The sequence below is a fragment of the Kribbella orskensis genome (assembly GCF_004342085.1).
Classification (GTDB): Bacteria; Actinomycetota; Actinomycetes; order Propionibacteriales; family Kribbellaceae; genus Kribbella; species Kribbella orskensis.
Map to the genome: position 1 here is coordinate 129,345 of NZ_SLWM01000011.1, position 15,815 is coordinate 145,159.

Here is a 15,815-nt window from a genome sequence, read left to right on the forward strand (position 1 = left end):
ACCGAACGGCAACAGCGACCAAGTTTGCCACACCGGCATGGTCGCAACGAAATCAGCGTCGCCGTCGCCGCTTCATCAGAAGGACCAGCTCCACTTTCGCAGTCTGTTGCTCCCTGCTTACCTCTCGGTAACCGGTATTCCGGTACAGCTGCAGGTTGCGCTCACTCTCCGCACCCGTGGACAGCTCGTACCGCGTGACCTCGGCGGGCGCGGCCTGTTCCGCGACCCGGAGCAGCTTCTTCCCGATGCCACGGCCCTGCCAGTCGGGTGCCACCATCAGCCGGCCGATCCGGGCCACCTCGCCCTCGACGACCACCTGCACGGACCCGACGACCCGGGCGCCGACCATCGCCTTCCACACCCCGCCCTGGGCGATCCGCTCGATCGTGCCCGCGAGTTCCTCCTGCAGCGGCGGGATGGTCAGGTCCGCGTACGCCTGGCCCTCGGTCAGGTACGCCGCACGCTGCAGGGTGTTGATCTCCCCCGCGTCGGCCTCGCTGGCGGGCAAAACCTTCGCCAGCAGCGCGGCGTCCTCCTTGCGCTCCACGACGTCGGCCTTGTGACCCACGGTGGCGCCCCAGGCCGCCAGGAGATCCGGCCGGCGCTCGGCGGTACGGCGTACGGACTGGTCGTGGTGCCACTTGGCGATCAGGGCGTGGTTGCCCGACAGCAGGACCTCCGGTACTTCGTGGCCGCGCCAGGAGGTGGGCTTCGTGTAGACCGGGTACTCCAGCAGGCCGTCGCCCGAGTGAGACTCCTCGGCCAGGGACTCCGGGTTGCCGATCACACCGGGCAGCAGCCGGGCAATGGCCTCCACCATGACCAGTACTGCGACCTCGCCACCGTTGAGCACGTAGTCCCCGATGGAGACCTCGTCCATCCGCATCCGCTCGGCAGCATGCTCGGCCACCCGGGCGTCGATGCCCTCGTACCGTCCACAGGCGAATGCCAGCCAAGGCTCAGCGGCAAGCTCATACGCCAGGGCCTGGGTGAACGGCCTTCCAGCAGGCGTCGGCACGATCAGCCGCGGCTGCGAGGGACCATCGGCCGGGGCCACGTCGTCCAGCGCTTCGCCCCACGGCTCGGGCTTCATCACCATGCCCGCGCCGCCGCCGTACGGGGTGTCGTCGACGGTCCGGTGGCGGTCATGGGTCCACTCGCGCAGGTCGTGCACCCGAACGTCCAGCAGACCGCTCTTCGCCGCCTTGCCGACCAGGCTCACATCCAGCGCGGCCAGGTACTCCGGGAAGATCGAGACGACGTCCAGCCTCATCAGTCGCCAGCTCCCTGGGCGGGCTCCGTCGCGACCACCTCTGCGCCCTCCGGGTCGAGCAGACCGGGCCGGTCGGCCACTACGACGTACTGCGTGGCAAGGTCGATCTCCGGGACCAGTTCCTCAACCAGTGGGACCAGTACTGCGTTGCCGGCCGGGCGGCGGATCTCCAGCAGGTCCTGCGACGGGAGGTGCACCACGTCGATCACCTCGCCCGCTTCCACGCCCTCGGTGGTCCGGACCTTCAGGCCGATCAGCTCGCGGTCGTAGTACTCCTCCGGGTCCTCCGGGCGCTCGTCCTCGTCGATCTCGGCCTGGAGCTCCAGGTTGCGCAGCAGTTCCGCGGCGGTCCGGTCCGGCGCCTCGGCGAACTTCACCAGCAGGCGGCCGCTGTGCCAGCGGCTGGCGTCGACCGTGAGGGTGCGCGGGGTCTTCTCGGTCGTGACGAGCTTCGCGCCGTCGGCGAACCGGCGGTCCGGCTCGTCCGTCCGCACATCCAGGCCGACCTCGCCTTTGATCCCGTGGGCCCGGCCGATCCGGCCGACGATCACCAGCACCGCAAGTTCCTACCTTCTGACCGTGAGCCCGCAACGGGCTCTACTTGAACCGAGCCCGGAGTGGGCCCAGCTGTGCACAGTGTCGGTATAGCAGTGAAGGGCCGCACCCAGGGTGTGGGTACGGCCCTTCAAGGGACTGTTCGGGCTCAGCGGCGCGGGCGCCGGTTGAACTCGTCGACGAAGTCGATCCGGACCGACGCCTCGGAGCTGAGCGCTCCGACGACGGTACGGATCGCGGTCGCCGTCCGGCCGTTGCGGCCGATCACCTTGCCGATGTCGTCGGGGTGCACGTGCACCTCGAGGGTGCGTCCGCGCCGCAGGTTGCGGGACCGGACGCTGACGTCGTCAGGGTTGTCCACGATGCCTCGGACCAGGTGCTCGAGCGCCTCGGTCTCCATCATGGTCAGGCCTTGGCGTCGTCGGCCGGCGCCTCGGCGGCGGGAGCCTCGTCAGCCTTCGCCTCGACCTTGGCCGCCTCGTCCTTGGGAGCCTCGTCCTTGGGAGCCTCGTCCTTGGGGGCGTCGTCCTTGGCGGCGTCGGCCTTCTTCTCGGCCTTCGGCTCGGCCTTCTTGGCGGCGGCCTTCTTGGTCGTGACGGCGTCGGTCTTCACGGTGCCGTGCGCCTCGGCGAGGGCCTCGTTGAAGATCTCCTGCTTGTCGCGCTTCGGCTCCTTGACCCGCAGCGGCGCCGGGGCCTCCAGGCCCTTGAACTTCTGCCAGTCACCGCTGGCCTTGAAGATCGCCTCGACGGCCTCGGTCGGCTGCGCGCCGACGCCCAGCCAGTACTGCGCCCGGTCCGACTCGACGTGGATGAACGACGGCTCGGTCTTCGGGTTGTACTTGCCGATCTCCTCGATGGCGCGGCCGTCACGCTTGGTGCGGGCGTCCATCACGACGATGCGGTAGTGCGGCGCACGCTTCTTGCCGATGCGCTTCAAACGGATCTTGACTGCCACGTTTGTGGGGTCTCCCTCGGGATTTCATGTCTGGTTGAGCGGCAACCGGCGTCGTGGGGACAACGAGCAGCCACTCGGATGGGCCGCCGTGGGACGTGGAGTTAGAGGGCTGCACGCGATCCAGACGGACTCAGCCCGCCATTCTGCCAGATCCCCCCACCCCGAACCAATTCCACCCACCCAGGGAGGAGCGAGTGGCGCCCAGTCGTGGATCGAGGGGGCCGGCAAACGATTACCGGCAACGCGGATCCACGACTGAGTGACGACTCACCACTTCGCGGCCTCAGGAGCGGAAGGGCGCGAGGTCGGGGAGGTGGTCGACGTAGCCGTCGAGGAGTTGATGGGCGGCCGTGACCGAGTCGATCAGCGGGTGCCAGGCGAAAGCTCGGATGGCGGCGGCTCGGGAGCCGGTCGCGGCGGCTTCGATGGTGGAGCGTTCGACGGCCTTGACGGCGCAGACGAGGCCGGCCTGGTGGTCGGTGAGCGGGGACACGTCCACCGGCCGGGCGCCGTTCGCGTCGACCGTGCACGGAATCTCGACCACGGCGTCGTCATCCAGGTGCCGCAGGGTGCCGCGGTTCCGCACGTTGAGGATGAGCGAGGCGCGTTCGTTGTGCGCGATAGCCCGCATCAACGACAGCGCGACCTGCTCATAGCCACCCGCGGACATATCCCGCTCGTCCCGCTCCCCCGCGTCGGCGACCGCGCGACTCTCGACCATGTACGTCGACTCGCGCTCGGCCCGGGTCTTCTGCCACACCTCCAGGGCGGCTGACGGGTGCCGGGCAGTCTCCGCGTAGAAGGCGGACTGCTGCTCCAGCAGGAACGTGCCGCGCGTCTGCTCGACCGTCTGCACGGCCGCCAAGGTCTCCCGCGCGAAGTAGTAGTAATGCAGGTACTCGTTCGGGATCGACCCGAGCGACCGCAGCCACTCCACCCCGAAGAGCCGGCCCTCCTCGAAGTCCGCCAGCGCCGCCGAGTCCGCGAGCAACGCGGGGAGGTGATCAACACCACCCGACTGCAGCCCTCGCAACCACCCCAGGTGATTCAGCCCCGCGTAGTCGTAGAACACCTGCGACGCGTCCAGCCCGAGGGCCAGCGCGGCCCGTCGCCCGAGCCCGGAGGGAGAGTCGCAGATCCCGATCACCCGGTCACCCAGGTACGGGATCATCGCCTCGGTCACCATGCCGGCCGGGTTGGTGAAGTTGATGACCCAGGCCTCGGGAGCCAGCGCGGCCACCCGCTGGGCGATGGCCGTTGCCACCGGCAACGTGCGCAACCCGTACGCGATCCCACCCGCGCCGACTGTCTCCTGACCGAGTACGCCGAGGTCGAGCGCGACACGTTCGTCGATTGTGCGCCCCTCGAGTCCACCAACCCGGATCGCGGAGAAGACGAAGTCCGCGCCCCGCAGGGCCTCGTCGAGATCGGTCGTCTCCGTCACCACCGGGGCAACGCCCGAAGCCAGTGCGGCCTGCTGCCGGAGTACGGAACCGATCGACGCGAGCCGGGAGCGGTCGGTGTCGTAGAGCACGACCGAGGTGATCCGGCCTTCGCCGCGATCCCCCAGCAGGGCTTGGTAGACGAGCGGCACCCGGAATCCCCCGCCGCCGAGGATGGTCAGTCTCACGTGAGCACCACCTGCACCCCTGCCTCCTCCAGCTGCGTCCGGGTCGCCTCGTCGGCGCCGGGCTCGGTCACCACCATCGAAAGCTCGGACGGCTCGCACACCTTGGCGACACCGTGGCCGGGGAACTTGGTCGCGTCGGCGAGCAGCACCACCCGGTCGGCAGCCTTGATCATCGCCCGCTTCACCGGTACCTCGATCATCGTGCTGTCCATCACCCGCCCGTCGGGGCGGACCCCACTGGTCCCGAGGAACAGCCAGTCGACGTGGATCTGCCGCAGGCTCTCCTCGGTCAGGTATCCGACGAGGGACCGGTAGCTGCGCCGGACGAAGCCGCCCAGGATGATCAGTTCGATCTGCTCGTCGTTCTGCAACTCCTCCAGCACGGCGAGGTTGCTCGTCACCACGGTCAACGACCGCCCGTGCAGATGCTGCGCGAGCCGGAGCGCGGTGGTCCCGATGTCGAGCAGCACGGACTGACCGTCGCTGACCAGGGCAGCAGCCCGCCGCGCGATCTTGTCCTTCTCATCGGCCCGTACTGCGCTCACCTCGGCGAAGGGTTGGTCGCCACCATCGACAGCCAGCGCACCGCCGTACACGCGAGTCAGCCGGCCCTGCTCGTGCAACTGCTCGAGGTCGCGCCGGATCGTCGCCTCGCTGACCCCCAGTTGGGCAGCCAGCACCTTCACACCCCCGGCCCCGTCGGCCCGAAGCGCGCGGACGATCTGATCCTGCCGCTGCTTTGGCAACACGCAGCAACCGTATCACGCAAACTACGTCACACTCGATCATAATTTTGCAGGGGTATTGCGCACTTTGCTCATACGTTCCACACTGTCTGCACGAGTTTGAGCGACCCTGCAGGAGTGTGCTGACGATGAGCGATCGAGACACGCCACTGGACGTGGTCGTGTCCGGCCTGGTGTTCCACGACCTCGTCCTCGGCCTGCCCACCGCACCGCAGCCCGGTACCGAGGTCTGGGCGTCGGACTCGGCCGAAAGCCCGGGCGGGATCGCCAACTTCGCGGTCGCGCTGGCCCGGCTGGGCCTGCGCACCGGACTCGTCGCGGCCTTCGGCGCGGACGACCTCGGCCACCGTCTCTGGGACAAGCTGACCCAGGACGAGGGCATCGATCTGACCCTCTCCCGCAAGCTCGACGGCTGGCAGACCCCCCTCACGGTGGCCCTTGCCTATGACAACGACCGGGCACTGGTCACCCGGGGTACCCCTCCCCCGCTGTCAGCCGACGAGCTTCTCACCACGCCGCCGGCCGCTCGCGCCGTCGCCGCTCACATCGGTCCCTGGCCGAACGAGTGGCTCGCGAAGGCGAAGGCGGCCGGCAGCGTGGTGTTCGCCGACGTCGGCTGGGATCCCTCGGAACAGTGGGACCCGGCCGTGCTCGACCAGCTGGAGCACTGCGACGTGTTCCTGCCGAACGCCGGCGAAGCGATGAGCTACACCCGTACTACGTCCCCGGGCGACGCGCTCGAGCGACTGGCGGCCAAGGTCCCGGTGGTCGTCGTGTCGGACGGGGCGAACGGAGCCCTGGCGACGGACGCCCGCACCGGCGAGCGCGTCGCAGTACCGGCTTTCCCAGTCCAGGCGGCGGACACCACCGGGGCGGGTGATGTGTTCGCCGCCGGGTTCATCGCGGCCACGTTGTGGGAGCTATCGCTGGCGGAGCGCGTGCGGTTCGCCGCGCTCACGGCGGCGCTCTCCGTGACTCGCCTCGGTGGCGCCGACGCGGCGCCCCGCTGGGCCGATCTGGCCGCATGGCAGCAGCACCATCCAGAAGATCAATCCCTTGCCGCGCTGATCAGCGCGCACACCGGAAGCGCACCCCAGCGCGACCAGTCAGGAAGGTAGAACCATGGAGCTCTCACGTCGGACGCTGCTCGCCGGGGGCTTCGCAGCCATGCTCGGCAGCACTGTTGTCGGCTGTTCGTCCAGCATGGACACGGGATCGACCAAGAAGAACGCCACCGGCAACATCGCGCTGTGGTGCTGGCCGGGCGGCCTGGGCAAGACGGTCCTGGACGACACCATCGCGCACTTCCCCGACCAGCACATCAAGTACTCCGAGATCGGCGGCGACTTCAAGCAGAAGCTGGTCACCACTCTCAACGGCGGCACCAGCATCCCCGACATCACCGGCGTGAAGGGCGAGGACATCGCCTCGCTGCTGCCGCAGGCCGACCGCTTCGTCGACCTGAAGACCATCGGCGCCGACTCCTTCCTGGGCGACTACCTGGAGTGGAAGGTCAAGCAGGCCACCACGCTGGACGGCAAGGTGATCGGAATCCCGATCGACATCGGCCCGACCGCGCTGTTCTACCGCGAGGACGTCTTCACCGCCGGCGGGCTGCCTGGTGATCCCGCCAAGGTGGCCGAGCAGCTGAAGACCTGGGACGACTTCCTGGCCGCCGGGCTGGAGCTGAAGAAGTCCAACCCGAAGGCGCTGATCGTTGCCGACGCCACCGACATGTACGGCACGATCGTCAACCAGGGCACCGAGCGCTACATCGGCAAGGACAACAAGTTCATCGGCGACCAGGACCACATCCGCAAGGCCTGGGACACCGCGGTCAAGGCGATCACCACCGGCGTCGACGGCAAGACGCTCGGCGGTACGCCGGACTGGAACGCCGGCCTCGACCAGGGCACGGTGCCGACCGTGACCGGCGCGGCCTGGGTCGCCCTGGACATCAAGGCCGCCTGCAAGACCAGCGTCGGGAAGTGGCGGGTCGCCCCGACCCCGAGCGGCCCGGCGAACTTCGGCGGCTCGTTCCTGACCATCACCAAGAACGCCGCCGATCCGGCCGCCGCGCTCGAGGTGATCAAGTACATGCTCAGCGCGGACAACCAGGCCAAGGCCTTCGCCGACGCGCAGATCTTCCCGTCCGCCCCGGCGGCCTACGACAAGCCCCAGCTGAAGGCGGCGGACCCGTTCTTCGGCGGCCAGGTGCCGATCGAGGTCTTCGGGCCGGCCGCGAAGGACATCCCGATCGCCTACGAGGCACCGCTCGACACCGCGGTCGCCGCGCCGTTCACCGACGGCCTGAAGCTGGTCCAGGCGGGCAAGAAGACGTCGGACGCGGCCTGGGCGGAGGCCGTCTCGAAGGCGAAGCAGATCGGCAAGCGTCAGGGCGTGCAGTGACCCTGACCGCGACCGCGCCACCCAGGACGACCAGTACTGCGAAGCCCGGGCGCAGGCGGAGCATCTGGTCGTACTGGCGGTTCTATCTGGCGCTGTCGCCGTTCTACCTGATCTTCCTGGTGTTCGGGCTGTACCCGGTCGCGTCGACGATCCTGCTGGCCTTCCAGAAGTGGGACGGGCTTGGCGCGCGGCAACTGGTGGGACTGCAGAACTTCCGGTTCCTGCTGGAGGACAGCACGTTCTGGTTGTCGCTGTGGAACACGGTCGTGCTGTTCGCGATGTCGACCGTGCCGACGCTGGCGATCGCGATGGTGCTGGCCGTGATGCTGCACTCGGCGGTGCGGTTGAAGGGCGTCTACCGGATCGCCTACTTCATCCCGAACATCACCTCGCTGGTGGCGGCGGCGATCTTCTTCGCCGCCGTCTTCAGCACCAACTTCGGCCTGATCAACGCCGGGCTGCGTGCGCTCGGGCTGCCCACCGAGGACTGGCTCGGGCAGCCGTGGGGGATCAAGATCGCGATCTCCACGATGATCGTGTGGCAGTGGACCGGCTACAACACGATCATCTACCTGGCCGGACTGCAGGCGATCCCCACCGAGCAGTACGAGGCGGCCAAGGTCGACGGCGCCGGGCCGTTCCGGACCTTCTTCTCGATCACGCTGCCGCAGTTGCGACCGGTAGTGCTGTTCACGGTGATCATGTCGACCATCGGCGGACTGCAGACCTTCACCGAACCGCAGGTGATGGTCGGCAACAGCGGCGGCACCGGCCAGAGCGGGCTCACCGTGGTCATGTACTTCTACAACCAGGCCTTCGGCGCCAACGACTACGGCTACGCCGCGGCCATTGCCCTGAGCATCTTCATGCTCGTGCTGTTGTTCACGGCAATCAACTGGAAACTGCTCGGCGGAAGGGGCAGACAATGACCGCCGTCATCGAGACAGCGCCGGCCGGCAACGAACAGCCGGTGCAGCGGCGACCCGCGAAGCATCGGCCGGTGAAGTGGCGCGGGCTGCTGCTGCATGCGTTGCTGGCGATCGCCGGGCTGCTCTGCCTGTTCCCGTTCTTCTGGACGCTGGTGATGGCGACCAACACGACGGCCGACATCTACCGGTTCCCGCCGAAGTTCACCTTCGGCTCGCAGTTCGACGACAACGTCCGCGAGGTGCTCGCGAACGTGGCGTTCTTCCAGTCGATGGGCAACACCGCGATCGTGGCCGTCTCGACCACCCTGCTGGTGCTGTTCTTCGACTCGCTGGCCGCCTTCACCTTCGCCAAGTTCCGGTTCCCCGGCCGGAACGCGCTGTTCGTGATCCTGCTCGCGACGATGCTGCTGCCGGCCCAGCTCGGCGCGGTACCGCAGTTCCAGACCATGGCCGCGTTCGGCTGGGTCGGGTCGCTGAAGGCGCTGGTGATCCCGGCCGCGGCCAATGCCTTCGGCATCTTCTGGCTGCGGCAGTACTTCCAGAACTCGATCCACGACGAACTGGTCGAGGCCGCCACGCTGGACGGGTGCGGCTTCCTCGGGGTCTACCGGCACGTGGCGCTGCCGTCGGCCCGGCCGGCGCTGGCGTTCCTCGGGATCTTCACCTTCGTCGCCTCGTGGAACGACTACTTCTGGCCGTTGATCGTGCTGACCAACCCCGATCACCTGACCCTGCAGGTGGCGTTGTCGTCGCTGAACCGCAGTCACGGCGTCGACTACAGCATGGTGATGACCGGTGCGCTGATGGCGATGGTGCCGCTGATCGTGGTCTTCATCATCTTCGCGCGTCAGTTCATCAAGGGAGCCACCGAAGGCGCCATCCGCGGCTGATCCGTCAGTGCCGGTTGACGCGGGCGTAGAGCTGGTCGGCACCGGGGCCGATCAGCTCGTCGGCATCGACCGGCCGCCCGTTCAGCACCCGCAGTACGGTCTCTGCGGAACCGTGCACCTCCCGACCTTCGCCGGCGGACCAGTCGTAGCCGTCGGCAACCAGTCGCAGACCGTCGAGCCTCTTCCGGGCGCTGCCGCCGACCGAGATGGTCATCGGCCACTTGGCCGTCATGGAGAAGTCCGCCACGATCCGGAAAGCTTCGGCAGGTACCGGTCGGGGTCTTCCCAGCGGGAGCCGGATGTCGAGGGCGTGGACGACGGCGTCGACCAGCACCGCATCCATCGGCACACCAACCGGCTTCGCCCCGTTCGCGGCGTTCGCGCGCAACTGGTCCAGGATCGCGGCCGGCCCGCGGTGCGCCCAGCGCACCGCCATCTCGGCGCTTGCCTTGTTCAACCGGAACCCCGACCTGGCCAGCGACGCCAACGTCTCGGTCACCGGCATGGCCGACGCCCAGGCGAGGTGCGCCGCGACGGCCTGCACCGTCCAGGCGCCGCACAGGGATCGGGTCTCCCACTCGGCGGGCTCGAGAGTCTCGAGGAACTCGATCAGCGCCAGCCGCTCCGCACGGATCAGTGACTGCAGTTCAGCCATGGCCGGAGTGTGACACGAATTCCCTCTACCCAGGTAGAGCCCGGAAGCTGGCCGAGGTAGCCGGTAGGGTGCGGAACCGGTAGCGGCAGGGCAACGTCGGAGGGGGCGTCATGGTTGGCAAACGAGGGCGCGTGATCGGCCGGATCGCACCGGGAATCGTCGGCGAGGTGATGTTGCCGGTCCGCGGTGCCACCGAGGCCTTCTACGCTTACCCCGCGGCCGACGAGGTGATCGAGGTGGGCACACCGATCGTGGTGGTCGAGTTCGATCCACCCCGCACGGTCTACGTCGCCCGCGCCATCTGATCTCCGCCCTTCACCCCACTGTTCCACGTTCCCTGGAGGGGAAATGCTCTGGACGTACCTGATCATCGGCGCCGTCGCTCTGGTGGTCCTCCTGCTCCTGTTCCGGATGGTCTGGCGGGTGGCGGAGCCGAACGAGGCCCTGATCATCTCCGGGCTCGGCGCGCACTCCAGCCAGGAGCAGATCAACGAGACCCTCGGCTTCAAGATCGTGGTCGGCCGCGGTACCGCGGTACTGCCCGGCTTCCAGACCGTACGGCGGCTGCCGCTCGACATCCGGGCGACTCCGTTGACGGTCACCTGTGTCTCGAGCCAGGGAATTCCCCTGCACATCAAGGGCGTCACGGCGTACAAGGTCGGTGACGACTACGGCTCGATCGCGAACGCGGCCCGGCGGTTCCTGGAGCAGAGCGACGAGCAGGTGATGGGCACCATCCACGAGTTGTTCGCGGGTCACCTGCGCGCGATCGTCGGCTCCACCACGGTCGAGGAGATGCTGCACGACCGGGAGACGCTGACCACGAACATCCGCGGCTCGCTGGCCGGCGACATGGAGAAGCTCGGCCTGGTGGTCGACTCGCTGCAGATCCAGGAGATCGACGACGAGTCCGGCTACATCAAGAATCTCGGCCGCCCCCAGGCCGCCGCCGTCGAGGCGGCCGCCCGGATCGCGCAGGCCGAGCGCGACCGCGAGGCCACCGAACGCGAGCAGGTTGCCGCCGCGGCCAAGGCCGCCGCAGTACGGCAGAGCTCGATCGCGCAGGCCGGCTACCAGGCCGAGGTCGACCAGGCGAACTCGAAGGCGTCGCAGTCCGGCCCGCTGGCCGAGGCGCTGGCCCGCCAGGAGGTTGTGGTGGCCGAGACGGAGACCGCGAAGCTGAATGCCTCGCTGGCCGAGAAGCAGCTGGAGTCTTCGGTGCTGAAGCCGGCCGACGCCGAGGCGTACAAGCAGCGCACGCTGGCCCAGGCCGCGCGCGACGCGCAGATCGCGGCCGCCGAGGCACAGGCCCGCGAGGTCACCCTGCGCGGTGAGGCGCAGGCGAAGGCGACCGAGCTGAACGGTAAGGCCGAGGCGCTCGCGGTCCAGGCGAAGGCGATGGCGGAGGCGGCCGGTATCAAGGCGCGCGCCGAGGCGCTGGCCACGAACACCGACGCGGTGGTCGCGCAGCAGCTGGCCGAGGCCTACCCGGAGATCGTCCGCGCGGCGGCGAGCTCGTTCGAGAAGGTCGGCAACATGGTGGTGCTGAACGGTGCCCAGGGCATCGAGGACACTCTGGTCAAGACGATCACGATGGGCGGCTCCGGCTTCGCGCTGGCCAAGCAGCTGATCGACTCGCTCGGCAGCAACGGCAAGACCCCCACCCTGGAGGCCGTGCCGGACAAGGACGCGCGGGCCTGACGCCTGTTCCGGCAAGCCTTTCGACCACAGGTTAATCACTAACGATTCACCCGGATGATCAGTCCCTGAGTCACGGAAGCTGCGCTAGCTTGAGTGCCATCACTCCAAGCGTCACGGGCTTCACCATCCGTGACCGGTCGCCCCGAAGTCCGGATCCGCCTTGGCCACAAGGCGGATCCGGACTCTTGTTCAGGTCCGGGCGATCAGGCTGCGTGCAGGGTGAGGCCCGTACGCGCCGAGGATCTATCAGAGTCCGAGGTGGGCCAGGACGGCGAGGACCCGGCGATGACCGGAGTCCGTCGGGGGCAGGTCGAGCTTGAGGAAGACGTTGCCGACGTGCTTGTGCACGGCACCTTCGCTGATCACCAGTTTCTCGGCGATCGCGGCGTTGCCGAGGCCCTCTGCCATCAGGGCGAGCACCTCGTGCTCGCGGGGCGTCAGCCGTTCCAGCGGATTGCTCCGCTTCACCATCAACTGGCTGACCACCTCGGGGTCCAGGACGGTCCCCCCGGCCGCAACCCGGCGTACGGCCTCCAGGAACTCGTCGACGCGGGATACCCGGTCCTTGAGCAGATAGCCGACGCCGTCGCTCCCGGCGGCCAGGAGTTCGGCGGCGTACACCTCCTCGACGTACTGCGAGAAGACGAGGACGGGGAGTCCCGGGCGGACCCGGCGGGCCTCGATGGCGGCGCGGAGGCCCTCGTCCGTAAAGGTGGGCGGCAGGCGTACGTCGACCACCGTGATGTCCGGGTCGTGCTCCGCGACGGCCTTGGCGAACTCATCCGCGTCGCCGGCTACGGCGACCACCTCGAAGCCGGAGTTGTTCAGCAGCAGGCCGAGGCCCTCGGCGAGGATCGGGTTGTCCTCGAGGATCACTACTCGCACGGCAGGATCACCTCGACCGTCGTAGGTCCACCGATGGGGCTGCGCAGTTCCAGGTGTCCGTCGATCGCCTCCACGCGGTGCACCATGCCATGTAGGCCGCTCCCCCGGCCCAGCAGGTCCGACTGCTCGCCGACGCGGGCTCCCCCGATGCCGTCATCCGTGACCGCCAGGTAGAGCTCCGTACCCCGCCGCTCCAGCAGTACGTCGACATGCCCGGCTGCTGAGTGTTTGGAGATGTTGGTGAGGGACTCGGCCACTACGAAGTACGCAGCGGCCTCTACTGCGGCAGGGACGGCGCCTAGCTCGCCGACGCGGAGTTCGACGGGGATCGGGCAGCGGGCGCACAGTGCGGACACCGCGCCGGTCAAACCGCGGTCAGCGAGAATCGGCGGGTACATGGTTCGCAGTACGCCGCGTAGCTCGGTCATGGCCTGCTCGGCGCCGTCCCGGGCATCGTCGAGCAGCTTGGCCGCCTTCTCCGGGTCCTCGGCCATCGTCTGCTTGGCAATGCCGATCCGCATGGCCAGCGAGACCAGTTGGGCCTGGGTTCCGTCGTGGAGGTCGCGCTCGATCCGGCGCAGTTCGGCGCCGTGGGAGTCCACCGCACCGGCCCGGCTACGGGTGAGCTCCTCGACTCGCTGGGACAGCCTCGCTGTCTCCAACTCACCTGCACTGGGTGCCAGCAGGCTACGGAAGCCGCGAGCGTGCGCTGAAGCCAGGGCTGGAGCAACCCAGCCCATTACGGCCACGCCGACAAGCACCTGGAGCGGGCCGAGGATGAGGGCGTCGCGCCAGCTGTCGACGTCGACGCCCATCAGCGAGAACTGCCCCGGCGCCAGGTTCCACAGCACCATCCCGACGAGTGCCGCGGGCACCGCGAAGATGGCGGTGATCGCGATGATCAGCTCCGGGATGGCCACCAATGGCATCAGCAACAGCCGCAGGCTGCGGCGGAAGGACCTGTCGCGGACCAGCGTCACCACGTCGCCCGGCCTGCGCTTGGCGGCCTTCGGCAGCGGCGGCTCCGCCGGCAGGCCGAGGTACTTCGTGGCCTTGGCCCGCTCGCTGTTCGCCAGCCGCACCAGCCCCGCGGTGATGGCGGGGATCGCCCAGCTCAGAAGCAGGCTGATCGGGATCGCCGCGAGCAGGGTGATGCCGATCAGGTACCTGACCAGCAGGTACAGACAGGCCGGCCATCCCCGGTCGAGGATCTTCGTGAGCATCGCTGGAGCCTCTCCGTCGTCGTCACCATGATCCTCCGACAACGGACCCTCCACCGTCGGTACAGCAGGCTCTACTCTTCACCGGGCGCCTACTGGATCGTACGACTTCAGACAGCAGGTGCGGGCTCCATGACGGCCCGGACCTGCCTGGCCCGACCGCTAACAGATGGGCACGCCTGGGAGCTGGGCGGCCGGGTGGTCGATGTAGATGTTGGTTATGTATCCGCCCTGGTCGCGCAGCTTCGACCACCAGTTGTTGGTGGTTCCTTCAGCGGTCACCGGGTCGCCCTGCTTCTGGCAGCTGACGAAGACCTGGGTCGGGCCGGGCAGCGTGGTGACGATCGAGGCGGTCAGCTTCGCGTCCGACCGGACCCGTACGCCGCTGCCGTAGGTGGTGAAGTTGTGCGTCGGCGGGTTCGGGTTGCCGCCGTTGACCAACTGCAGGTAGTAGGTCCAGTTCCAGTTCGGGCCTGGATCGGTGTGGTCGTTGCCGGGCATCTCGGAGTGACCCTTGTGGTGCGCGGTCCTTCGGGATGCCGCGGCGCTCGGCGATGTTCTTGGTCAGCGCGGCGGACGCGCGGTACATCGCGTCGGTGAACCACGACGGCTGATCGACGAAGCCCTCGGGCTGGCCGTCGTGGCCGTCGAGGTGCGACTCGGCGTACCCGATGCCGATCAGCACCTCACGGGGTACGTCGTAGGAGTCGGCGGTGGACTGAAACGCCTTGGCAAGCTCGCCAGGCACAGCCGAACCGGTCGAGCCGGTCGGTTCGGGTGGTGGGGCGGCGTTGCTGGGGAGCGCTCCGCTTATTGTTCGGTCACTCTGATGTGATGATGCGACCCGGCTGGGGTCAGGGCGTGTGGACGCGGCCGCGGAGCACGATGTGCGTCGGGTGAGAGAGGACAGCCGGGTTCTTGCGGGGGTCTTCGGGGTAGACGACGAGGTCGGCGGAGGTGCCGGGGAGGAGTTCGCCGGGGACGCCGAGCCATTCGCGGGCTGACCAGGAGCCGGCTGCGAGAGCCTGCTCGCCGTTCAGCCCGATGGTGGTGAGGGCCTGGATCTCCTCGGCGATCAGGCCGTGCCCGAGGACGCCGCCCGCGTCCGTTCCCGCGAAGACCGGTACGCCGGCCTCCACCGCCGAGCGCAGAGTGTCCTGGCGGCGGTTGTACAGGTCGCGCATGTGGTCGGCGTACACGGGGAACTTGGCCGCGGCCTGGTCTGCGTACGCCGGGAAGTTCTCGAGCTGGATGATCGTCGGGACCACGGCGACGCCGTTCGCCGCCATCTGGTCGAGCATGTCCGGCAGCAACCCGGTGCCGTGCTCGATGCAGTCGATGCCGGCGGCAAGGAGGTCCGGCAGGGCGTGCTCGCCGAAGACGTGCGCGGTGACCCTGGCGCCGAGCTCGTGGGCCCGGGCGATCGCGGCGTCCAACGCGTCGGCCGGCCAGCACGGGGTCAGGTCGCCCGCGTCCCGGTCGATCCAGTCGCCGACCAGCTTGACCCACCCGTCACCGCGGCGAGCCTCCTGCTCGACGTACGCGACCAGTTCCTCCGGCTCGATCTCCCAGCCGTAGTTGCGGATGTAGCGCTTCGAGCGAGCGATGTGCCGGCCGGCGCGGATGATCTTCGGGAGGTCCTCGCGGTCGTCGATCCAGCGCGTGTCGGCGGCGGACCCGGCGTCGCGGACCAGCAGCGCACCCGCGCTCCGGTCGGCGATCGCCTGCTCCTCCTGGACGTCGCGGTCAACGGCGCCGCGCTGGTCGAGGCCGATGTGGCAGTGGGCGTCCACCAGGCCGGGCACGATCCAGCCGCCGGTACTGACGGTGGTGACGTCAGCAGCGGCGGGCCGGTCGACGACCAGCCCGCCGCTGAGGTGGATCTCCTGCTGCTCCCCGGCCGGCAGAACCGTGCCGGCGAGCCGTAGTACACCGGTTTCGGTCATACCGCCGACCGTATCCGCA

Annotated in this window: 16 protein-coding genes and 1 pseudogene; 6 read left to right on the forward strand and 11 right to left on the reverse strand. The window is 68.6% G+C overall.

Annotation, left to right across the window (positions count from 1 at the left end; genetic code table 11):
- Window positions 1–52 precede the first annotated feature (52 nt).
- The 6 genes and pseudogenes from trmD to EV644_RS26660 form a co-directional block, all read right to left on the reverse strand.
- Complete coding sequence (gene trmD / locus EV644_RS26635) at window positions 53–1,273, reverse strand: tRNA (guanosine(37)-N1)-methyltransferase TrmD (RefSeq protein WP_132191480.1); 1,221 nt, start codon at window positions 1,271–1,273, stop codon at window positions 53–55.
- A complete protein-coding gene (gene rimM, locus EV644_RS26640) occupies window positions 1,273–1,830 on the reverse strand; it encodes a ribosome maturation factor RimM (RefSeq protein WP_132191479.1) in 558 nt (185 codons plus the stop codon). Before rimM ends, trmD begins: the two co-directional genes overlap by 1 nt.
- Window positions 1,831–1,976: 146 nt before the next feature.
- On the reverse strand, window positions 1,977–2,228 hold the full coding sequence (locus EV644_RS26645; RefSeq protein ID WP_132191592.1) for an RNA-binding protein: 252 nt from the start codon (window positions 2,226–2,228) through the stop codon (window positions 1,977–1,979).
- A 119-nt stretch (window positions 2,229–2,347) separates the two neighbouring features.
- Window positions 2,348–2,785: pseudogene (gene rpsP / locus EV644_RS26650) on the reverse strand (30S ribosomal protein S16); the annotation flags it as partial.
- A gap of 283 nt (window positions 2,786–3,068) precedes the next feature.
- On the reverse strand, window positions 3,069–4,415 hold the full coding sequence (locus EV644_RS26655; protein ID WP_132191477.1) for a 6-phospho-beta-glucosidase: 1,347 nt from the start codon (window positions 4,413–4,415) through the stop codon (window positions 3,069–3,071).
- On the reverse strand, window positions 4,412–5,164 hold the full coding sequence (locus EV644_RS26660) for a DeoR/GlpR family DNA-binding transcription regulator (protein ID WP_132191476.1): 753 nt from the start codon (window positions 5,162–5,164) through the stop codon (window positions 4,412–4,414). The genes EV644_RS26655 and EV644_RS26660 overlap by 4 nt, the downstream gene beginning before the upstream one ends.
- Before the next feature lie 125 nt (window positions 5,165–5,289).
- Here EV644_RS26660 and EV644_RS26665 point away from each other — a divergent pair, with 125 nt between their 5' ends.
- From EV644_RS26665 to EV644_RS26680, 4 genes are all read left to right on the forward strand, one after another.
- Complete coding sequence (locus tag EV644_RS26665) at window positions 5,290–6,279, forward strand: carbohydrate kinase family protein (protein WP_132191475.1); 990 nt, start codon at window positions 5,290–5,292, stop codon at window positions 6,277–6,279.
- 4 nt (window positions 6,280–6,283) lie between these two features.
- A complete protein-coding gene (locus tag EV644_RS26670; RefSeq protein WP_132191474.1) occupies window positions 6,284–7,570 on the forward strand; it encodes an ABC transporter substrate-binding protein in 1,287 nt (428 codons plus the stop codon).
- Window positions 7,567–8,499 (forward strand): carbohydrate ABC transporter permease, encoded by a 933-nt coding sequence (locus tag EV644_RS26675; RefSeq protein WP_132191473.1) that lies wholly within the window; start codon window positions 7,567–7,569, stop codon window positions 8,497–8,499. Before EV644_RS26670 ends, EV644_RS26675 begins: the two co-directional genes overlap by 4 nt.
- 71 nt (window positions 8,500–8,570) lie before the next feature.
- A complete protein-coding gene (locus EV644_RS26680) occupies window positions 8,571–9,389 on the forward strand; it encodes a carbohydrate ABC transporter permease (protein WP_132191591.1) in 819 nt (272 codons plus the stop codon).
- Between the two features lie 4 nt (window positions 9,390–9,393).
- On the opposite strand, the gene EV644_RS26685 is transcribed toward EV644_RS26680, so the two are convergent.
- Entirely contained in the window at window positions 9,394–10,044 is a 651-nt protein-coding gene (locus tag EV644_RS26685; protein ID WP_132191472.1) for a maleylpyruvate isomerase family mycothiol-dependent enzyme, read from the reverse strand.
- A gap of 110 nt (window positions 10,045–10,154) precedes the next feature.
- On the opposite strand from EV644_RS26685, the gene EV644_RS26690 reads away from it, so the two are divergent.
- Both EV644_RS26690 and EV644_RS26695 read left to right on the forward strand, forming a co-directional pair.
- On the forward strand, window positions 10,155–10,349 hold the full coding sequence (locus EV644_RS26690; RefSeq protein WP_132191471.1) for an NfeD C-terminal domain-containing protein: 195 nt from the start codon (window positions 10,155–10,157) through the stop codon (window positions 10,347–10,349).
- A 43-nt stretch (window positions 10,350–10,392) separates the two neighbouring features.
- Window positions 10,393–11,745 carry a flotillin family protein gene (locus tag EV644_RS26695; protein WP_132191470.1) on the forward strand — a complete coding sequence of 451 codons (1,353 nt, stop codon included), beginning with the start codon at window positions 10,393–10,395 and terminating at the stop codon, window positions 11,743–11,745.
- Between the two features lie 246 nt (window positions 11,746–11,991).
- On the opposite strand, the gene EV644_RS26700 is transcribed toward EV644_RS26695, so the two are convergent.
- The 4 genes from EV644_RS26700 to EV644_RS26720 form a co-directional block, all read right to left on the reverse strand.
- Complete coding sequence (locus EV644_RS26700; RefSeq protein ID WP_132191469.1) at window positions 11,992–12,630, reverse strand: response regulator; 639 nt, start codon at window positions 12,628–12,630, stop codon at window positions 11,992–11,994.
- The gene (locus EV644_RS26705) at window positions 12,621–13,853 is read right to left on the reverse strand and encodes a sensor histidine kinase (RefSeq protein ID WP_132191468.1); all 1,233 of its coding nucleotides are present in this window, start codon (window positions 13,851–13,853) and stop codon (window positions 12,621–12,623) included. Before EV644_RS26705 ends, EV644_RS26700 begins: the two co-directional genes overlap by 10 nt.
- Window positions 13,854–14,012: 159 nt before the next feature.
- Window positions 14,013–14,351 (reverse strand): SH3 domain-containing protein, encoded by a 339-nt coding sequence (locus EV644_RS45540; protein ID WP_241998804.1) that lies wholly within the window; start codon window positions 14,349–14,351, stop codon window positions 14,013–14,015.
- Between the two features lie 353 nt (window positions 14,352–14,704).
- Window positions 14,705–15,796, reverse strand: a complete 1,092-nt coding sequence (locus EV644_RS26720; RefSeq protein ID WP_132191467.1) for an amidohydrolase family protein — start codon at window positions 15,794–15,796, stop codon at window positions 14,705–14,707.
- Window positions 15,797–15,815 lie beyond the last annotated feature (19 nt).

What these genes read in the sequence shown, in the direction of transcription:
- EV644_RS26705 (WP_132191468.1), bottom strand. Translation starts at nt 13,853, where the DNA reads ATGCTCACGAAGATCCTCGACCGGGGATGGCCGGCCTGTCTGTACCTG.
- EV644_RS26645 (WP_132191592.1), bottom strand. Translation starts at nt 2,228, where the DNA reads ATGGAGACCGAGGCGCTCGAGCACCTGGTCCGAGGCATCGTGGACAAC.
- EV644_RS26670 (WP_132191474.1), top strand. Translation starts at nt 6,284, where the DNA reads ATGGAGCTCTCACGTCGGACGCTGCTCGCCGGGGGCTTCGCAGCCATG.
- EV644_RS26685 (WP_132191472.1), bottom strand. Translation starts at nt 10,044, where the DNA reads ATGGCTGAACTGCAGTCACTGATCCGTGCGGAGCGGCTGGCGCTGATC.
- EV644_RS26690 (WP_132191471.1), top strand. Translation starts at nt 10,155, where the DNA reads ATGGTTGGCAAACGAGGGCGCGTGATCGGCCGGATCGCACCGGGAATC.
- EV644_RS26720 (WP_132191467.1), bottom strand. Translation starts at nt 15,796, where the DNA reads ATGACCGAAACCGGTGTACTACGGCTCGCCGGCACGGTTCTGCCGGCC.
- EV644_RS26695 (WP_132191470.1), top strand. Translation starts at nt 10,393, where the DNA reads ATGCTCTGGACGTACCTGATCATCGGCGCCGTCGCTCTGGTGGTCCTC.
- EV644_RS45540 (WP_241998804.1), bottom strand. Translation starts at nt 14,351, where the DNA reads ATGCCCGGCAACGACCACACCGATCCAGGCCCGAACTGGAACTGGACC.
- EV644_RS26665 (WP_132191475.1), top strand. Translation starts at nt 5,290, where the DNA reads ATGAGCGATCGAGACACGCCACTGGACGTGGTCGTGTCCGGCCTGGTG.
- trmD (WP_132191480.1), bottom strand. Translation starts at nt 1,273, where the DNA reads ATGAGGCTGGACGTCGTCTCGATCTTCCCGGAGTACCTGGCCGCGCTG.